This window comes from Rhodanobacter sp. sgz306013 (genome assembly GCF_057031145.1).
Genome location: NZ_JBXCIJ010000002.1, coordinates 376,534 through 389,992 on the forward strand (window position 1 = coordinate 376,534; position 13,459 = coordinate 389,992).

Here is a 13,459-nt window from a genome sequence, read left to right on the forward strand (position 1 = left end):
AGCGGGCGCTCAGCCCGCGACCACTTCCCCGTACAGCGTCAGCGTGGCCTGCTGCATGTCGGCCAGCCGGTAGGACTGCAGCATCGGGATCGGCGGCGCCACGCGCAGCAGTTCGGCCGCGCGCTCGACCAGCCGCTCGCGATCGCCTGGCGGCACGCGGCCGGCGGGGTACAGTTCGGCCAGGAGCTCGCCCACGCCGCCGTGCGCGTAGCCGAGCACCGGCCGGCAAAGCGACAGCGCCTCGATCACGGTGCGGCCGAAGGACTCGGGCTTGTTCGACAGCTGCAGGATCAGGCTGGAGACCGCGTAGACGTCCCGCACGTCCTGGCGCGGCGGAGTCAGCGCCACCTGCGCTTCCACGCCGCGTGCGCGGATTAGCCTGCGCAACTCTTCCACGTAGGCCTCGCGACCGGCTTCGATCACCCCGAGCAGCAACAGCCGCGCGTCGATGTCGCGGCGCTTCAGCTCGGCGAGCAGTTCGATCGCGTCATGATGTCCCTTCAACCGGGTGCCGCGCCCTGGCAGGGTCAGCAGTGGCGCACCGGCCAACGCGGGGTATTCGGCGAAGAACGCCCGCTTCCACCCCTCGTCCGGGCGATGGCCGTAGGGGAACGCCTCGGGGTCGATGCCGCGCGGGATCACCCGCACCCGCCCCGGCTCCAACCAATCGTAGTGGCCGAGCACGTAGTCGCGCAGGGTCTGCGAAACCACGATCACCCGTTCGCCGCGCAGCAGGATCGCGCTGTAGCGGCCGGGCGTGTTCAGCCCGTGCACCGTGGTGATGAAATGCGGTTGCGGTTTGAGCCCCTTCAGCGCCCACCAGCCCAGCCAGGCCGGCAGGCGCGAGCGCGCGTGCACGATGTCGGGCCCAAGCTCACGCAACTGCCGGCGCAGCATGCCGACCCGCAACAGGGTCCCCAGCGACTTGCGACCGATGTCCAGCGTGATGTGCTCGCTGCCCTCGGCCACCAGCTGGTCCACCAGGCGGCCGCCGGCGGAGATCACCACCGAACGATGGCCCGCCTGCACCAGGGCACGGGCGACTTCCAGCGCGGAACGCTCCGCACCGCCGGACTGCAGCGCGGGGATCAGCTGGACGACGGTCAGTCGCGGTGCGGTGTCGACACTGCCGGACATGGTTCCCGCCTGCGGGCCTGCATCCTGGTGCACGAGTTTCATCCTGAAATCCAAGCAAGAACAATGCCGCGGTCATCCTGAACGACGCCCCGGATCAGTCGCGCAGGACGTAACGTGCTCCGCAATAAGGACAAACCGACTCGCCGCCGTCGTCGACGATCGGCAGATACACCTTCGGGTGCGAGTTCCACAATGCCATTCCGGGCATCGGGCAGGACAGCGGCAGGTCGGCGCGCGTCACTTCGTAACGATTTTCGGCATTCGCCGGGATCGGCGCGACGGCTGCGGCAGAGGCAGACATGGGGAGGGCTCCGGACGGGATGCGAGGCCGCCAATGGTAGCAGGCTGCGCTATCCTGCCGGCGCGGTACGCAGGGGAGCCAGGGGAAGCAAACGGGGCGGCGCGCCATCCGGCGCCGCGGGACTCACGGCCGGCCGGCTCGTGTCCGGCAAGGCCGACCACACGCACGCGGGGGAACGATCATGGATTTCGCAAAGATCATCGCGCGGATCAAGGCCATCCTCACCACACCGAAGACCGAATGGCCCGTCGTGGCCGCTGAGCCGACCTCGGTCAGCGGCCTGTACACCGGCTACATCGTCGTCGTCGCCGCACTGCCGGCGATCGCCCACTTCATCAAGAGCAGCCTGATCGGCTACAGCGCCTTCGGCATGACCGTGCGCAGTTCGTTCAGCGGCGGCATCGCGAGCCTGGTGCTGGCCTATCTGCTGTCGCTGGTGCTGATCTACGTGATGGCGCTGATCGTCAACGCGCTGGCACCGAGTTTCGGCGGACAGAAGGACATGACCCAGGCACTGAAGGCGGTGGCCTACTCCTGGACCGCCAGCTGGATTGCCGGCATCGCGGTGATCCTGCCGTGGATCGGCTGGCTGATCGCGCTGGTCGGCGCGATCTACGCGATCTACCTGCTGTACCTCGGCCTGCCGCCCACCATGAAGTGCCCGCCGGAAAAGGCCGGCGGCTACACCGCGGTGAGCGTGATCATCGCGATCGTGCTGAGTTGGATCATCGGCCTGATCATCGCCGGCGTGGTCGGCACAGCCATGCTGGGCGGCGCCGCGATGAACGGCATGCATCTCGGCAGCAGCGATGGCGGCAACGTCAGCCTCGACAGCAACAGCGCACTGGGCAAGCTCGCCGCGATGGGCCAGCGCGCCGAGCAGGCCGGCAAGGAAATGGATGCGGCGCAGAAGTCCGGCGACAGCGCGGCGCAGTCGGCCGCGATGGGCAAGATGATGGGGGCGATGGCCGGCGGCGGCAACGTCGAGGCGCTGCCGCCCGAGCAGATCAAGGCTTTCCTGCCCGACAGCCTGGGCGACCTCAAGCGCACCAGCCTGTCGGCCCAGCGCAATGCGGCGATGGGCATGCAGGTTTCCGAGGCCGACGCCGAGTACGCGGGCGACAACGGCCGCCACATCCGGCTCGAGGTCTCCGACACCGGCGGCGCCAAGGGCCTGGTGTCGCTCGCCACCGCGATGGCGCCGGAAGAAGAAAAGCAGACCGAGCACGGCTACGAGAAGACGTACAGCGCCAACGGCAACCTGGTCCACGAGCAGTGGGACACCCAGTCGAAGTACGGCGAGTACGGCGTACTGGTGGGCCAGCGCTTCTCGGTGAAGGCAAGCGGCAATGTCGACAGCATCGACCAGCTGAAACAGGCGGTGGCCAGTGTCGACCTGGACAAGCTGGCGGCGCTGAAGGACGCCGGCGTGAAGGCGAACTGAGCCACCGGCGTCGACAACAAAAAAGCCCGCGCCGTCGCCGGCGCGGGCTTTTCGTTTGCGCGCGTACCGGCTTACTTCGCCTTGGGCACCGCGCCTTCGGTGGTGATGTGGATCTTGATCTCGTCGCTCACCATCGGCACGTAGGCGCCCACGCCGAAGTCCGAGCGCTTCAGCGTGGCGGTGGCATCGAAGCCGATCGCCTGCGCCTTGGTCATCGGATGCGGACCGATCTTGTTCAGTGTGGCGTCCAGCGTCACCGGCCGGGTCACGCCGTGCACGGTGAGGTTGCCCGTCACCTTGTAGTGGTTGTCGCCGAGCGGCTCGACGCCGGTGCTCTTGAAGGTCACCACCGGGTACTTGGCGGCATCGAAGAAATCGGCTTCCTTGAGATGCTTGTCCAGCGCCGGCACGTGGGTGTCGAGCTTGCTCAGCGGCAGCGTCACGTCCACCGAGGATTTCGCCGGGTCCTGCGAGTCGAACACCAGCGTGCCATCGCCCAGGCCCAGGTCGGCGGTGGGGTTGGAGTAGCCGAAGTGGTTCCAGGTGAACAGCACCATGGTGTGGCTCGGGTCCAGCTTGTAGGTGACCGGGCTGGCCTGAACGGTGGCCGCGGCGCCGAGCAGGCCCGCGATCAGGAGGTAACGAAACACGCGCATGGAGGTTCTCCGCAATGGGTGGGTGATCGGCCGGGTGACGGCCGCTACGGGAAGAAAAAACTACCGACGGCCAGGCGATGCCTCGGAACAACGGTCGACCGCGGGTATTCTCCGGGCCGTCGGCTGGACGGGAACAGTGCCGGCCGTCAGTGTATCTACACGCCGCCACCCCATAAACGCGAGCTGGAGCAACGCAGCGTGTACGCACGGGAAACAATCCGCCGATGCCATCTGCCATGTCCGGCGTAAGGGCCGAGTGCTGGGCCGTCACCGATGCCTCCGCAGGCAACCAGCGACAGGCGCTGGCGTTGGCCGAACGCATGGGGCTGCCGGTGCGCCACCTGGTGCTGGAGCCGCGCGCACCGTGGTCGTGGCTCGCCCCCCGCCTCACGCTGGGCGGTCGCCTGGCCCTGCCCGCGGATCAGCGCGACCAGTTCGCGGCGCCGTGGCCGCAACTGGCGATCGGCTGCGGCCGCGCCGCCGCGCTGTTCACCCGCATGCTGCACCGGCTTTCGCACGGGCGGTGCCACAGCGTGCAGATCCTCGATCCGCGCATCGATCCGGCACACTGGGACACGGTGATCGCACCGCGCCACGACCGGCTCGCCGCACCCAACGTGCTCGTCCCGCTGGGTTCGCTGAACCCGGTGGACGACGACTGGCTGGCCGATGGCCGCGATGCCTGTCCCGCCTTCGAGGAACTGCCGCAACCGCGCGTGGGCGTGCTGCTGGGCGGCCCGCGCAAGCAGCTGGGGCTGGATGCGGACTACGCGCTTGCGCTGGCCAGGCAGCTGCTGGCCCGGCACGCGCACGAGGGCGGCAGCCTGCTGGTGCTGGCCTCGCGGCGCACGCCGCCGGCGACGCTGGCGATATTCCGCGACGTGCTGGCCGGCGTGCCGGGACTCGTCTGGTCCGGCCCCGACGATGGCGGCAACCCCTACCCGGGCGTGCTGGGCTGGGCCGACCGCCTGGTGGTCACGCCCGACTCGGTGAACATGCTCAGCGAGGCCTGCGCCGTAGGCTGCGCCGTGCATACCCACGTCGCCGCGCCGCTGCCGGACAAGCTAGCGCGCTTCCACCAGGCCCTGCGCGAACGCGGCCTGCTGCACGGGCTGGACGGCGAGGCTCCCGCGCGCCAGTCGCCCCTGCGCGAGACCGCCGCGATCGCGGCGGAGCTGCAAAGGCGCATGGGCCTGCGCTGATCCCGCCGCGCATCAGTCGAACGCGAATCCCAGCGCCTGCGTCTGCTGCGCCACCTCGCCGCACAGCGCTTCCAGCCCCTCGTCGCGTGGCGCGACACGCGAACGCGCATCCAGGGTGCAGGCCAGTGAGCGTTGCAGCAATGCAGCATGCGCGCCTGACAACGCGGCGAACTGCGTTGCATCGAGCAGGCCCGCGTCGCGGCAGGCGGCGAGCAACGCCGCATTCGACGTAACGCCAAGCAAGGCGGGATGCCGCGCCGCGTGCGCCAGCACCAGTCCCTGCAGCGCGAACTCAATGTCGAGCAGGGCGCCACGGCCCTGCTTGAGGTCGAGGTGGCGCTCGTCGGAGCGGTCGCGCTCGGCACGCCAGCGGCGGCGCATCTGGCTCACCTCGTCCAGCACCTGCGATGGCTCGCGCGGCACCGCCAGGACGTCGCGGCGCACGCTGACCAGCGCCGCGCCCAGCGCGGCATCGCCGGCCACCGGACGCGCGCGCAGCAGCGCCTGATGCTCCCAGGTCCACGCGCGGCTCTGCTGATAGGCGACGAAGGCGTCGAGGCTGCCCACCAGCAAGCCCTTGGACCCGTCCGGCCGCAGCCGCGTGTCCACCTCGTACAGGCGACCGGCGCGGGTGGAAACGGTGAGCCAGTTCATCACGCGCTGGGCGAGGCGCTGGTACCAGCGCGCGCCCTCGATCGGCCGCGGGCCGTCGCTCATCGCCTGCGCGCGCCTGCCGTCGTAGACGAACACCAGGTCGAGGTCGGAGGCGAAGCCCAGTTCCTCGCCGCCCAGGCTGCCGTAGCCCAGCACCGCGAAGCCGGAACCGTCGCCAGGCAGGCGTCCGTGCTGGGCCACCAGCTCGCGCTCGGCCAGCGCGGTGACCGCACCCACCACGGACTCGGCCAGTGCCGCCAGCCGGCGCGCGGTGGCCGCCGCGTCGGCACGGCCGTCGCTGAAGGCGAGGCCGAGGCGAAAGGCAGTAGAGGACTGGAATTCGTTGATACGCTCCAGTTCCGCCTCCGCCTCGCGTTCCTCCAGCGTGGCGAGCACGCGGGCGATCTCGGCGGCGATGTCGGCGCGCTTCAGCGGCAGTTGGTCGATGCGCGGGTCGAGCACGTCGTCCAGCAACAGCGGCTGCGCGATCACCTGTTCGGCGAGCAGGGCGCTGTCCGCGAACAACGTGACCAGTCGCTTGCGCGCGGCCGGCTGCTCCTCCAGCAGGGCAAGGTAGGACGAACGCCGAGCCACCGCCTGCGTGAGCCGGCACAGCCGCAGCAGGCAAGGCACAGGCGCCTTGCTGCCGCGCGCGGCGGCGATCAGCTGCGGCATCAGGTGGTCGAGCCGCTCGCGCGAGCGCGCCGACATTGCACGCACCGCGCCAGCCTGCGGCAGCTTGGCGAGTGCATCGGCCACCTCCGCGCCCGGCAGGAAGCCGCTGGCTTCGAGCATGCCGGCGTCCAGCGTTTCGGCGCAGGCGGCCTGCCACAGCGCCGCGTCCGCGGCGGGCACGTGGGTGTCCCGCCCGCCTTGTGGCATGAGCACGGCGGCGAACTCGGTGGCGACGATCTCGCGGTGCCTTGCCAGTTCCGCCGCCAGCGGCTCCCACGCCGGCCAGTCCAGGCCGATCGCAATGCGCTCGCGGCCCAGCGCATCGTCGGGGATGTCATGGGTTTGTGCGTCGCGCAGCATCTGCACGCGGTTCTCCAGCTGGCGCAGGAACACGTAGGCCTCGCGCAACGCCTTCGCACGCACGGCGGGAATGTGGCCGCGCGCTTCGCAGGCGGCGAGCGCGGGCAGCAGGCCGCGCACGCGCAAGCTGGGCTCGCGGCCGCCGCGGATCAGCTGGGTGAGCTGCACGATGAACTCGATCTCGCGGATGCCGCCGGAGCCGAGCTTGAGGTTGCCGGAAAGATCCTTGCGCGCCACCTCGGCATCGATCAGCGCCTTCATTTCGCGCAGGCCGGCGAACGCGGTGTAGTCGAGGTATTTCCGGTAGATGAAGGGTCGCAGCAATTCCTGCAGCCGCTTGCCCGCGGCGCGGTCGCCCGCCACCGGACGCGCCTTGATCCAGGCGTAACGCTCCCAGTCGCGACCCTCGCGCTGGTAGTACTGCTCCATCGCGCTGAACGACAGCGCGAGCCGGCCCGCATTGCCGAACGGGCGCAGGCGCAGGTCGACGCGTGCGCAGATGCCGTCCACCGTGGGTTCGCCCAGCAGGCGCACCAGCTGCCGGCCAAGCCGCACGAAGTACTCGCCGTTGTCGAGCACGCGTGCGCCGTCGCTCTCGCCACCGTGCGGATAGGCCAGCACGAGGTCGATGTCGGAGGAGAAGTTCAGCTCCGCGCCTCCCAGCTTGCCGAAACCCACCACTACCAGCCGCTGGCGTTCGCCCTCGCGGCTGCGCGCATGGCCGTAGCGTGCGGCCAGCGCGCGTTCGCTCCAGCCCAGCGCCGCCTCCAGCAGCGCCTCGTACAGCACGCTGGTGGCAGAGAGGGTTTCCGGCAGCTCGTCCAGCCCGTTGACGTCGCGGAACACCAGCCGCAACGCCTCGGCGTGGCGGAAGCGGCGCAGCGCGGCCAGCGTCGGTGCCTCCTCGTCGGACAGCTTCAGTGCGTCGATGCGGGTGGCGGCGTCGGCGTTCGAGCGCAGGCGGTCCAGCCCCGTGGGCGACAGCAGCTGCGGCTGGGCGCGCCAGGCCTCGAACGCGAAATCGCTGGCGGCGAGCGTGCGACGGATGCGCTCGGCCACGCCGGCATCGTCGTGCAGCGGCACGCCGGCGGCGCGGCAGGCGGCGGCCAGTCCGGCGTAACGGTCGTCGACCAGGGCGCGCAGCGCGGGCGATTCGTGGGTGAGGGCGGGCATCGCGCCATTGTGCCGCAGCGGGGACGTGAACCGGCACGCGTCCACCATTGACCAGCCGCTGCGTTGTACGGAAGGTCTGCCGCGGTTTGCCGCCCGCCGCGGCAAACATCCGGTTCATGTCATCCTGATTACCGTTGCAATTCTTTTTCGGTTGTCCCGGCCACGGACGTCAAGCGGGCGGCCATGGCCGCTCTGCCCGGCGCCTCTGCAATCATCCGTGATCGCGAAAATCAAACGTGCGGCCATCCAAGGCCGCACTCTTCAACCATTCCATGACAACCGAGCCCCCCGGTTACGCCATGACCCCAACTGCCGTCCCCGTACCGCGCCGCATCGTGCCACGCATCGCCCTCATCCTCGTGATGGCGCTGGCCTTCGTGCTGCTCACCAGCCTGCTCGACGGCGGCAAGGGCGTGCTGCCGCTGCGCCTGCTGGACCAGCCCCGCTTTCCCCTCGCCAACGCGTGGCCCGGCCTGCTGTTCGCCGGCCTGCTGCTGGTGATGACGCGCCGCGTGCTGCTGTCGTTCGGGCTGGCCTACCTGCTGCAGGGGCTGATCTACGGCGTCAACGCGCTGAAGGTGGCGAACCTCGGCACGCCGCTGCTGCCGGCGGACTTCCGCATGGTGGGACAACTGCGCAAGGGCGGGTTCCACCTGCTGGCCGGCTACCTGCCGCACAGCCCGTGGCCGTATCTGGCGCTGCTCGCGGGCGTGCTGATCCTGATCGCGATGTGGCGACTGGAACCGCCGCTGTTCGAACGCCGCACCGGCGGCAGGCGCCTCGCGGCCGGCACGACGCTGGCGCTGTTGCTGGGCAGCCTGCTCGGCGGCTGGGGTGGCTGGGCGAAGCTCTACAACGGCCGCGTGCTGTGGCTGGAACCCTGGTCGGCCGCTTCCACGCGCATCCATTCGGGACTGGTCGGCGAACTGGTGATGTTCCACCTGCAGTACAGCCAGCGAAAGCCCAAGCCCGACCGCGCCGTCGCCGAGCAGCTGATCGGCCAGTCCGCCGACGCGCTGCGCCAGCACCTTGCGATGCCGAACGCCGCCGTGCTGCCTGACATCGTGGTGATCCAGAGCGAGTCGTTCTTCGACCCGAGCATCATGAAGGGCTACGCGCACGACGACCTCACGCCGAACCTGCGCCGGCTCGCGCAGCACGGCACCAGCGGCGCACTGCACGTGCCCACCTTCGGTGGCGGCACCATCCGCACCGAGTTCGAAGTGCTCACCGGACTCTCGCTGCGCTACTTCGACAACCTGCAGTTCCCCTACCTGCAGATCGGCCGCAAGCCGCTGCCCAGCCTCGTCCGCGTGCTGGACGAACATGGCTACGTCACGGTGGCGGTGCACGGCAACGACCCCACGTTCTGGAACCGCAGCACCGCATTCAAGACGCTGGGCTTCCAGCGATTCGTGTCGCAGTCCGCGTTCCCGCCCGATGCGCCGAACGACGGCAAGTACATGGCCGACAGCGCGATGACCGACGAGATCCTGCGCCAGCTCAAGGACAGCGGCCCGCCGCAATTCGTCTTCGCGATCAGCATCGAGGCGCACGGCCCCTACGACGTCGAGCCGAAGGACACCGCCGCGCGCGACGCGATCGCGGTACCCGCCGGCATCGAAGGCAAGGACAAGCGCGAGCTGCAAACCTACCTCTACCACATGCAGCACGCCGACGAGGAACTCGGCCGCCTCGCCGCGCAACTCGCCAGGCGCCAGCGTCCCACCCTGCTGCTGTTCTACGGGGATCACCTGCCCGGACTCGCCGGCAGTTACCGCATCGACGGCTTCGTCAACGGACAGGACATGCTGGCGCAGGCCGGCACCTGGCTGCTGGTCGACCCGCGCGCCAACGGCAACGCCGTGCATGAAGACACAGCCTCGTGGCTGCTGCCCGGCAAGCTGCTCGCTGCCGCCGGCATCCATGACGATCCCTATTTCACCCTCACTGAACTGGTCGGGCCGCCGCTCGCCGCGCTCACCCGCGCCCCCGGCGCACCTCAGCCCGACGAAGACGCCGTCACCCAGAAGCTCGACCAGTCCATGGCCAGCGTCGAGCAGTTGCGCATGAGCCGCAAGCTGGACGGAGTGCTGGCGAAGTTCGTACGGCCGGCCGCTCCCGCCACCGTGGCGCACGCGCCACCACCCGCACCGGCTGCCGCGCCGACGACCGCACGCCCCTGAGCCACATCGGTCCCGTTGCGGCGTTGAACGGGTTCTGAAGACGGGCACGGCGAATTCAGGATGCAGCCAGTGCGCAGCGCCTAGCGTGGCCCGCGCCGCGCCACCACGCGCACGCGGCCATTCCACTCTGGAGGTTTGCCCGATGAAAAAGACGATCCTGCTAGCCGCCTTCGTCGCCTCGACCAGCCTGCTGGCCCTTCCCGCTCTCGCGCAGGACGCCGCCGCAGGCGCCGGGGCGAGCGCCAGCGTCAACGCCGGTTCGCTCGTCAACGGCGTCACACAGGCCGCCGGCCAGACCACCGGTGCGCTTGGCGGCACTTTGCACCAGACCGGCGAAGCCGCGCACAAGGCCGCCCACACGATGAGCCACCATGCCCGCGGGGCTATGCACAAGGCCGGCACGGCGACCGGCAACACCGCCACCGACACCCACCTGTCCGCAGGCATGGACGCCGATGCCCATGCTGGCGGCGCCAAGCTCAATGCCAGGGCCGACGCGCAGACCGACGCCAACGCCGGGCACTGATTCCAGGTAGCTCGATCGCGGCCCCGGGAGTCCGCCTCCCGGGGCTTTGTTTGCTGGAGGCCGGCCAGTTCCAGAAAGATGGAGGCGCCCCGTACCGGTAGGTGCATGATGCGGCGCTGCGCCCCGATGGGGACGGTGACGACACGGTGGCAAACGCCGCCGCACTTTGCCGCCATCGCCACCGTGAACTTCACTCCGGGAAGAACCGGAAGTCGCTCAGGAAAGCGCTTGCGGCTCGCATCGCGAGGCTACCTTGGCCAGCAACGAGGGCCCCAAAGAAAAACCCCGCCGAGGCGGGGTTTTTCGTGTTGCTTGCCCTTGGGCTTCGCCGCTGCGCGGCGATGCTCAGGGCGAACGGCTCGGGCCGGATCAGAAATCCATGCCGCCCATGCCGCCCATGCCTCCGGGGGCGCCGCCGTGGTTGTGCTCTTCCTTCTTCGGCAGCTCGGCCACCATCGCCTCGGTGGTGATGGCGAGGCCGGCCACGGAGGAGGCGTACTGCAGCGCCGAGCGGGTGACCTTGGTCGGGTCCAGGATGCCGAACTCGATCATGTCGCCGAACTCGCCGGTGGCGGCGTTGTAGCCGTAGTTGCCCTTGCCTTCCTTGACCTGGTTGACGATCACGGACGGCTCGGCGCCGGCGTTGAACACGATCTCGCGCAGCGGCGCTTCCAGCGCGCGGCGGGTGATGGCGATGCCGAGGTTCTGGTCCTCGTTGTCGCCCTTCAGGTTCTCGACCGCCTTCAGCGAACGGATCAGGGCCACGCCGCCGCCCGGCACCACGCCCTCCTCGACCGCTGCACGGGTGGCGTGCAGGGCGTCTTCCACGCGCGCCTTCTTTTCCTTCATCTCGACTTCCGTCGCGGCACCGACCTTGATGACGGCCACGCCGCCGGCCAGCTTGGCCACGCGCTCCTGCAGCTTCTCGCGGTCGTAGTCGGAGGAGGTCTCCTCGATCTGCGCCTTGATCTGCTTGATGCGGGCCTGGATCTTCTCGGCTTCGCCGGCGCCGTCGATGATGGTGGTGTTTTCCTTGGTCACCACGACCTTCTTGGCGCGGCCGAGGTCGGCGATGGTCGCCTTCTCGAGCTGCAGGCCCACTTCCTCGGAGATCACCTGGCCGTTGGTAAGGATAGCCATGTCTTCCAGCATCGCCTTGCGACGGTCACCGAAGCCCGGCGCCTTGACGGCGGCGACCTTGACGATGCCGCGGATGGTGTTGACCACCAGCGTGGCCAGCGCCTCGCCTTCCACTTCCTCGGCGACGATCAGCAGCGGCTTGCCGGCCTTGGCCACGCCTTCCAGGATCGGCAGCAGCTCGCGCACGTTGGAGACTTTCTTGTCGTGCAGCAGGATGAACGGGTCTTCCAGTTCGACCTGCTGGCTCTGCTGGTTGTTGATGAAATACGGCGACAGGTAGCCGCGGTCGAACTGCATGCCCTCGACCACGTCCAGCTCGTTGTCCAGGCCCGAGCCTTCCTCGACGGTGATCACGCCTTCCTTGCCGACCTTCTTCATCGCGGTGGCGATGATGTCGCCGATCGCGCTGTCGGAGTTGGCGGAGATGGTGCCGACCTGGGCGATCGCCTTGTCGTCGGTGGTGGGCTTGCTGAGGTTCTTCAGCTCGCCCACGGCGGCGGCCACGGCCTTGTCGATGCCGCGCTTCAGGTCCATCGGGTTCATGCCGGCGGCGACCGCCTTCATGCCCTCGCGGATGAACGCCTGCGCCAGCACGGTGGCGGTGGTGGTGCCGTCACCGGCATTGTCGGAGGTCTTCGAGGCGGCTTCCTTGACGATCTGCGCGCCCATGTTCTCGTAGGCGTCGGCCAGCTCGATCTCCTTCGCCACGGACACGCCGTCCTTGGTGACGGTGGGGGCGCCGAAGCTCTTCTGCAGCACGACGTTGCGGCCCTTCGGGCCCAGGGTGACCTTGACGGCGTTGGCGAGCGTGTTCACGCCCTTGAGGATGCGCGAGCGGGCGTCTTCGCCGAAGCGGACTTCTTTAGCGGCCATAAAATTTTTGCCTCAAAATTTTGAAATTAAGGAAAGGGGTCTGTCGTTCCGAAAGCCTTGCCGGAGCAGGCTTCTGGCGACGGGCGAGCGCGATGGCGCGCTCAGCCCTCGATCACCGCCACGATGTCGTCTTCCTTCAGGAAGACCAGCTCTTCGCCGTCGATCTTGATTTCCTGGCCGGCGTACTTGCCGAACAGCACCACGTCGCCTTCCTTCAGGCTCATCGGGCGGACGTTGCCGTCTTCCAGGATGCGGCCGGTACCGGCGGCGATCACCTTGCCGCGGGTGGGCTTCTCGGTGGCGCTGTCGGGGATGACGATGCCGCCGGCGGAGACGCGCTCCTCTTCCAGGCGCTTGACGATGACGCGATCGTGCAGCGGACGCAGTTTGCTCATGGGTGGCTCCCAAGCTGGGTGGTGGAATGTGGTGGAGGACTGACAGATCGGCCCGGGAGGACCGCTGTTAGCACTCGACGTAGATGAGTGCCAATTCTAGCGATACAAGTGTTCACCGCAAGTGGCGGCGAACCCGAAGCCCCGCGATCCGACCCTTGTGGAAGCGGATGGGGCGCGGAGGAACGGGTTTCAAGAGGCGGCCGTCGCTCTGCTACCGTGGCGGCGCCGGCCGGTGCCCCCGCCCGGCAGCCGCCGCCGCCCGGACGCAGGCCGCGATCCATCGCCCCGGAGGCCGGCCGAAACAGTGCAGCGGCAGATTCCAGCCCGCACTGGAAGCACGACCTGCGAAAACTGCACCCCGTGAGCGCCATGCCCGAAACCACCGTCCTGCTTTGCCTGTGCAGCTGCCCCGACGCCGCCGGCGCGCAACGGCTGGCCGAAGCGCTGGTGGCCGAACGGCTGGCCGCCTGCATCAGCCGGGTGCCTGGCGTGCTTTCCACGTATCGCTGGCAGGGCGAGGTACACACTGATCAGGAAGAACTGCTGCTGATCAAGACCACCGTCGCAGGCTTCGAGGCGCTCAAGGCGCGCCTGCCGGAACTGCACCCCTACGAACTGCCCGAACTGCTCGCGCTGCCGGCGGAGCGTGGCCTCGCGGCGTACCTCGACTGGGTGCGGGCGAACGTCACGTCGTGAACCCCGCCCGCATCCTGCCGTCATAATGGCCACCCCTCCAC

General features: G+C 69.0%; 11 protein-coding genes. 5 read left to right on the forward strand and 6 right to left on the reverse strand.

What is annotated here, in order from left to right:
* Positions 1 to 9: 9 nt before the first annotated feature.
* Positions 10 to 1,137, reverse strand: a complete 1,128-nt coding sequence (locus AC2EWF_RS06715; protein ID WP_483639119.1) for a glycosyltransferase — start codon at positions 1,135 to 1,137, stop codon at positions 10 to 12.
* A 94-nt stretch (positions 1,138 to 1,231) separates the two neighbouring features.
* Positions 1,232 to 1,438 carry a zinc-finger domain-containing protein gene (locus AC2EWF_RS06720; protein WP_367855626.1) on the reverse strand — a complete coding sequence of 69 codons (207 nt, stop codon included), beginning with the start codon at positions 1,436 to 1,438 and terminating at the stop codon, positions 1,232 to 1,234.
* 181 nt (positions 1,439 to 1,619) lie between these two features.
* Between AC2EWF_RS06720 and AC2EWF_RS06725 the strand changes: the two genes are divergently transcribed.
* The gene (locus AC2EWF_RS06725) at positions 1,620 to 2,882 is read left to right on the forward strand and encodes a Yip1 family protein (RefSeq protein WP_483638594.1); all 1,263 of its coding nucleotides are present in this window, start codon (positions 1,620 to 1,622) and stop codon (positions 2,880 to 2,882) included.
* A 71-nt stretch (positions 2,883 to 2,953) separates the two neighbouring features.
* On the opposite strand, the gene AC2EWF_RS06730 is transcribed toward AC2EWF_RS06725, so the two are convergent.
* The gene (locus AC2EWF_RS06730) at positions 2,954 to 3,538 is read right to left on the reverse strand and encodes a YceI family protein (RefSeq protein ID WP_483638595.1); all 585 of its coding nucleotides are present in this window, start codon (positions 3,536 to 3,538) and stop codon (positions 2,954 to 2,956) included.
* 236 nt (positions 3,539 to 3,774) lie between these two features.
* Between AC2EWF_RS06730 and AC2EWF_RS06735 the strand changes: the two genes are divergently transcribed.
* Complete coding sequence (locus AC2EWF_RS06735) at positions 3,775 to 4,740, forward strand: mitochondrial fission ELM1 family protein (protein ID WP_483638596.1); 966 nt, start codon at positions 3,775 to 3,777, stop codon at positions 4,738 to 4,740.
* Positions 4,741 to 4,752: 12 nt separating this feature from the next.
* Here AC2EWF_RS06735 and glnE read toward each other — a convergent pair whose 3' ends face one another.
* Positions 4,753 to 7,602, reverse strand: a complete 2,850-nt coding sequence (gene glnE, locus AC2EWF_RS06740) for a bifunctional [glutamate--ammonia ligase]-adenylyl-L-tyrosine phosphorylase/[glutamate--ammonia-ligase] adenylyltransferase (protein WP_483638597.1) — start codon at positions 7,600 to 7,602, stop codon at positions 4,753 to 4,755.
* A 299-nt stretch (positions 7,603 to 7,901) separates the two neighbouring features.
* Here glnE and AC2EWF_RS06745 point away from each other — a divergent pair, with 299 nt between their 5' ends.
* Both AC2EWF_RS06745 and AC2EWF_RS06750 read left to right on the forward strand, forming a co-directional pair.
* The gene (locus AC2EWF_RS06745) at positions 7,902 to 9,788 is read left to right on the forward strand and encodes an LTA synthase family protein (RefSeq protein WP_483638598.1); all 1,887 of its coding nucleotides are present in this window, start codon (positions 7,902 to 7,904) and stop codon (positions 9,786 to 9,788) included.
* A gap of 142 nt (positions 9,789 to 9,930) precedes the next feature.
* Positions 9,931 to 10,314 carry a hypothetical protein gene (locus tag AC2EWF_RS06750; protein WP_483638599.1) on the forward strand — a complete coding sequence of 128 codons (384 nt, stop codon included), beginning with the start codon at positions 9,931 to 9,933 and terminating at the stop codon, positions 10,312 to 10,314.
* Between the two features lie 369 nt (positions 10,315 to 10,683).
* Here AC2EWF_RS06750 and groL read toward each other — a convergent pair whose 3' ends face one another.
* The gene (gene groL, locus AC2EWF_RS06755) at positions 10,684 to 12,327 is read right to left on the reverse strand and encodes a chaperonin GroEL (protein WP_483638600.1); all 1,644 of its coding nucleotides are present in this window, start codon (positions 12,325 to 12,327) and stop codon (positions 10,684 to 10,686) included.
* A gap of 101 nt (positions 12,328 to 12,428) precedes the next feature.
* Complete coding sequence (gene groES, locus AC2EWF_RS06760) at positions 12,429 to 12,722, reverse strand: co-chaperone GroES (protein ID WP_049623107.1); 294 nt, start codon at positions 12,720 to 12,722, stop codon at positions 12,429 to 12,431.
* A 369-nt stretch (positions 12,723 to 13,091) separates the two neighbouring features.
* Here groES and cutA point away from each other — a divergent pair, with 369 nt between their 5' ends.
* Positions 13,092 to 13,418 (forward strand): divalent-cation tolerance protein CutA, encoded by a 327-nt coding sequence (gene cutA, locus AC2EWF_RS06765; RefSeq protein WP_483638601.1) that lies wholly within the window; start codon positions 13,092 to 13,094, stop codon positions 13,416 to 13,418.
* The last annotated feature ends 41 nt before the right edge of the window (positions 13,419 to 13,459 follow it).

What these genes read in the sequence shown, in the direction of transcription:
- AC2EWF_RS06715 (WP_483639119.1), bottom strand. Translation starts at nt 1,137, where the DNA reads ATGTCCGGCAGTGTCGACACCGCACCGCGACTGACCGTCGTCCAGCTG.
- AC2EWF_RS06720 (WP_367855626.1), bottom strand. Translation starts at nt 1,438, where the DNA reads ATGTCTGCCTCTGCCGCAGCCGTCGCGCCGATCCCGGCGAATGCCGAA.
- AC2EWF_RS06725 (WP_483638594.1), top strand. Translation starts at nt 1,620, where the DNA reads ATGGATTTCGCAAAGATCATCGCGCGGATCAAGGCCATCCTCACCACA.
- AC2EWF_RS06730 (WP_483638595.1), bottom strand. Translation starts at nt 3,538, where the DNA reads ATGCGCGTGTTTCGTTACCTCCTGATCGCGGGCCTGCTCGGCGCCGCG.
- AC2EWF_RS06735 (WP_483638596.1), top strand. Translation starts at nt 3,775, where the DNA reads ATGTCCGGCGTAAGGGCCGAGTGCTGGGCCGTCACCGATGCCTCCGCA.
- glnE (WP_483638597.1), bottom strand. Translation starts at nt 7,602, where the DNA reads ATGCCCGCCCTCACCCACGAATCGCCCGCGCTGCGCGCCCTGGTCGAC.
- AC2EWF_RS06745 (WP_483638598.1), top strand. Translation starts at nt 7,902, where the DNA reads ATGACCCCAACTGCCGTCCCCGTACCGCGCCGCATCGTGCCACGCATC.
- AC2EWF_RS06750 (WP_483638599.1), top strand. Translation starts at nt 9,931, where the DNA reads ATGAAAAAGACGATCCTGCTAGCCGCCTTCGTCGCCTCGACCAGCCTG.
- groL (WP_483638600.1), bottom strand. Translation starts at nt 12,327, where the DNA reads ATGGCCGCTAAAGAAGTCCGCTTCGGCGAAGACGCCCGCTCGCGCATC.
- groES (WP_049623107.1), bottom strand. Translation starts at nt 12,722, where the DNA reads ATGAGCAAACTGCGTCCGCTGCACGATCGCGTCATCGTCAAGCGCCTG.
- cutA (WP_483638601.1), top strand. Translation starts at nt 13,092, where the DNA reads ATGCCCGAAACCACCGTCCTGCTTTGCCTGTGCAGCTGCCCCGACGCC.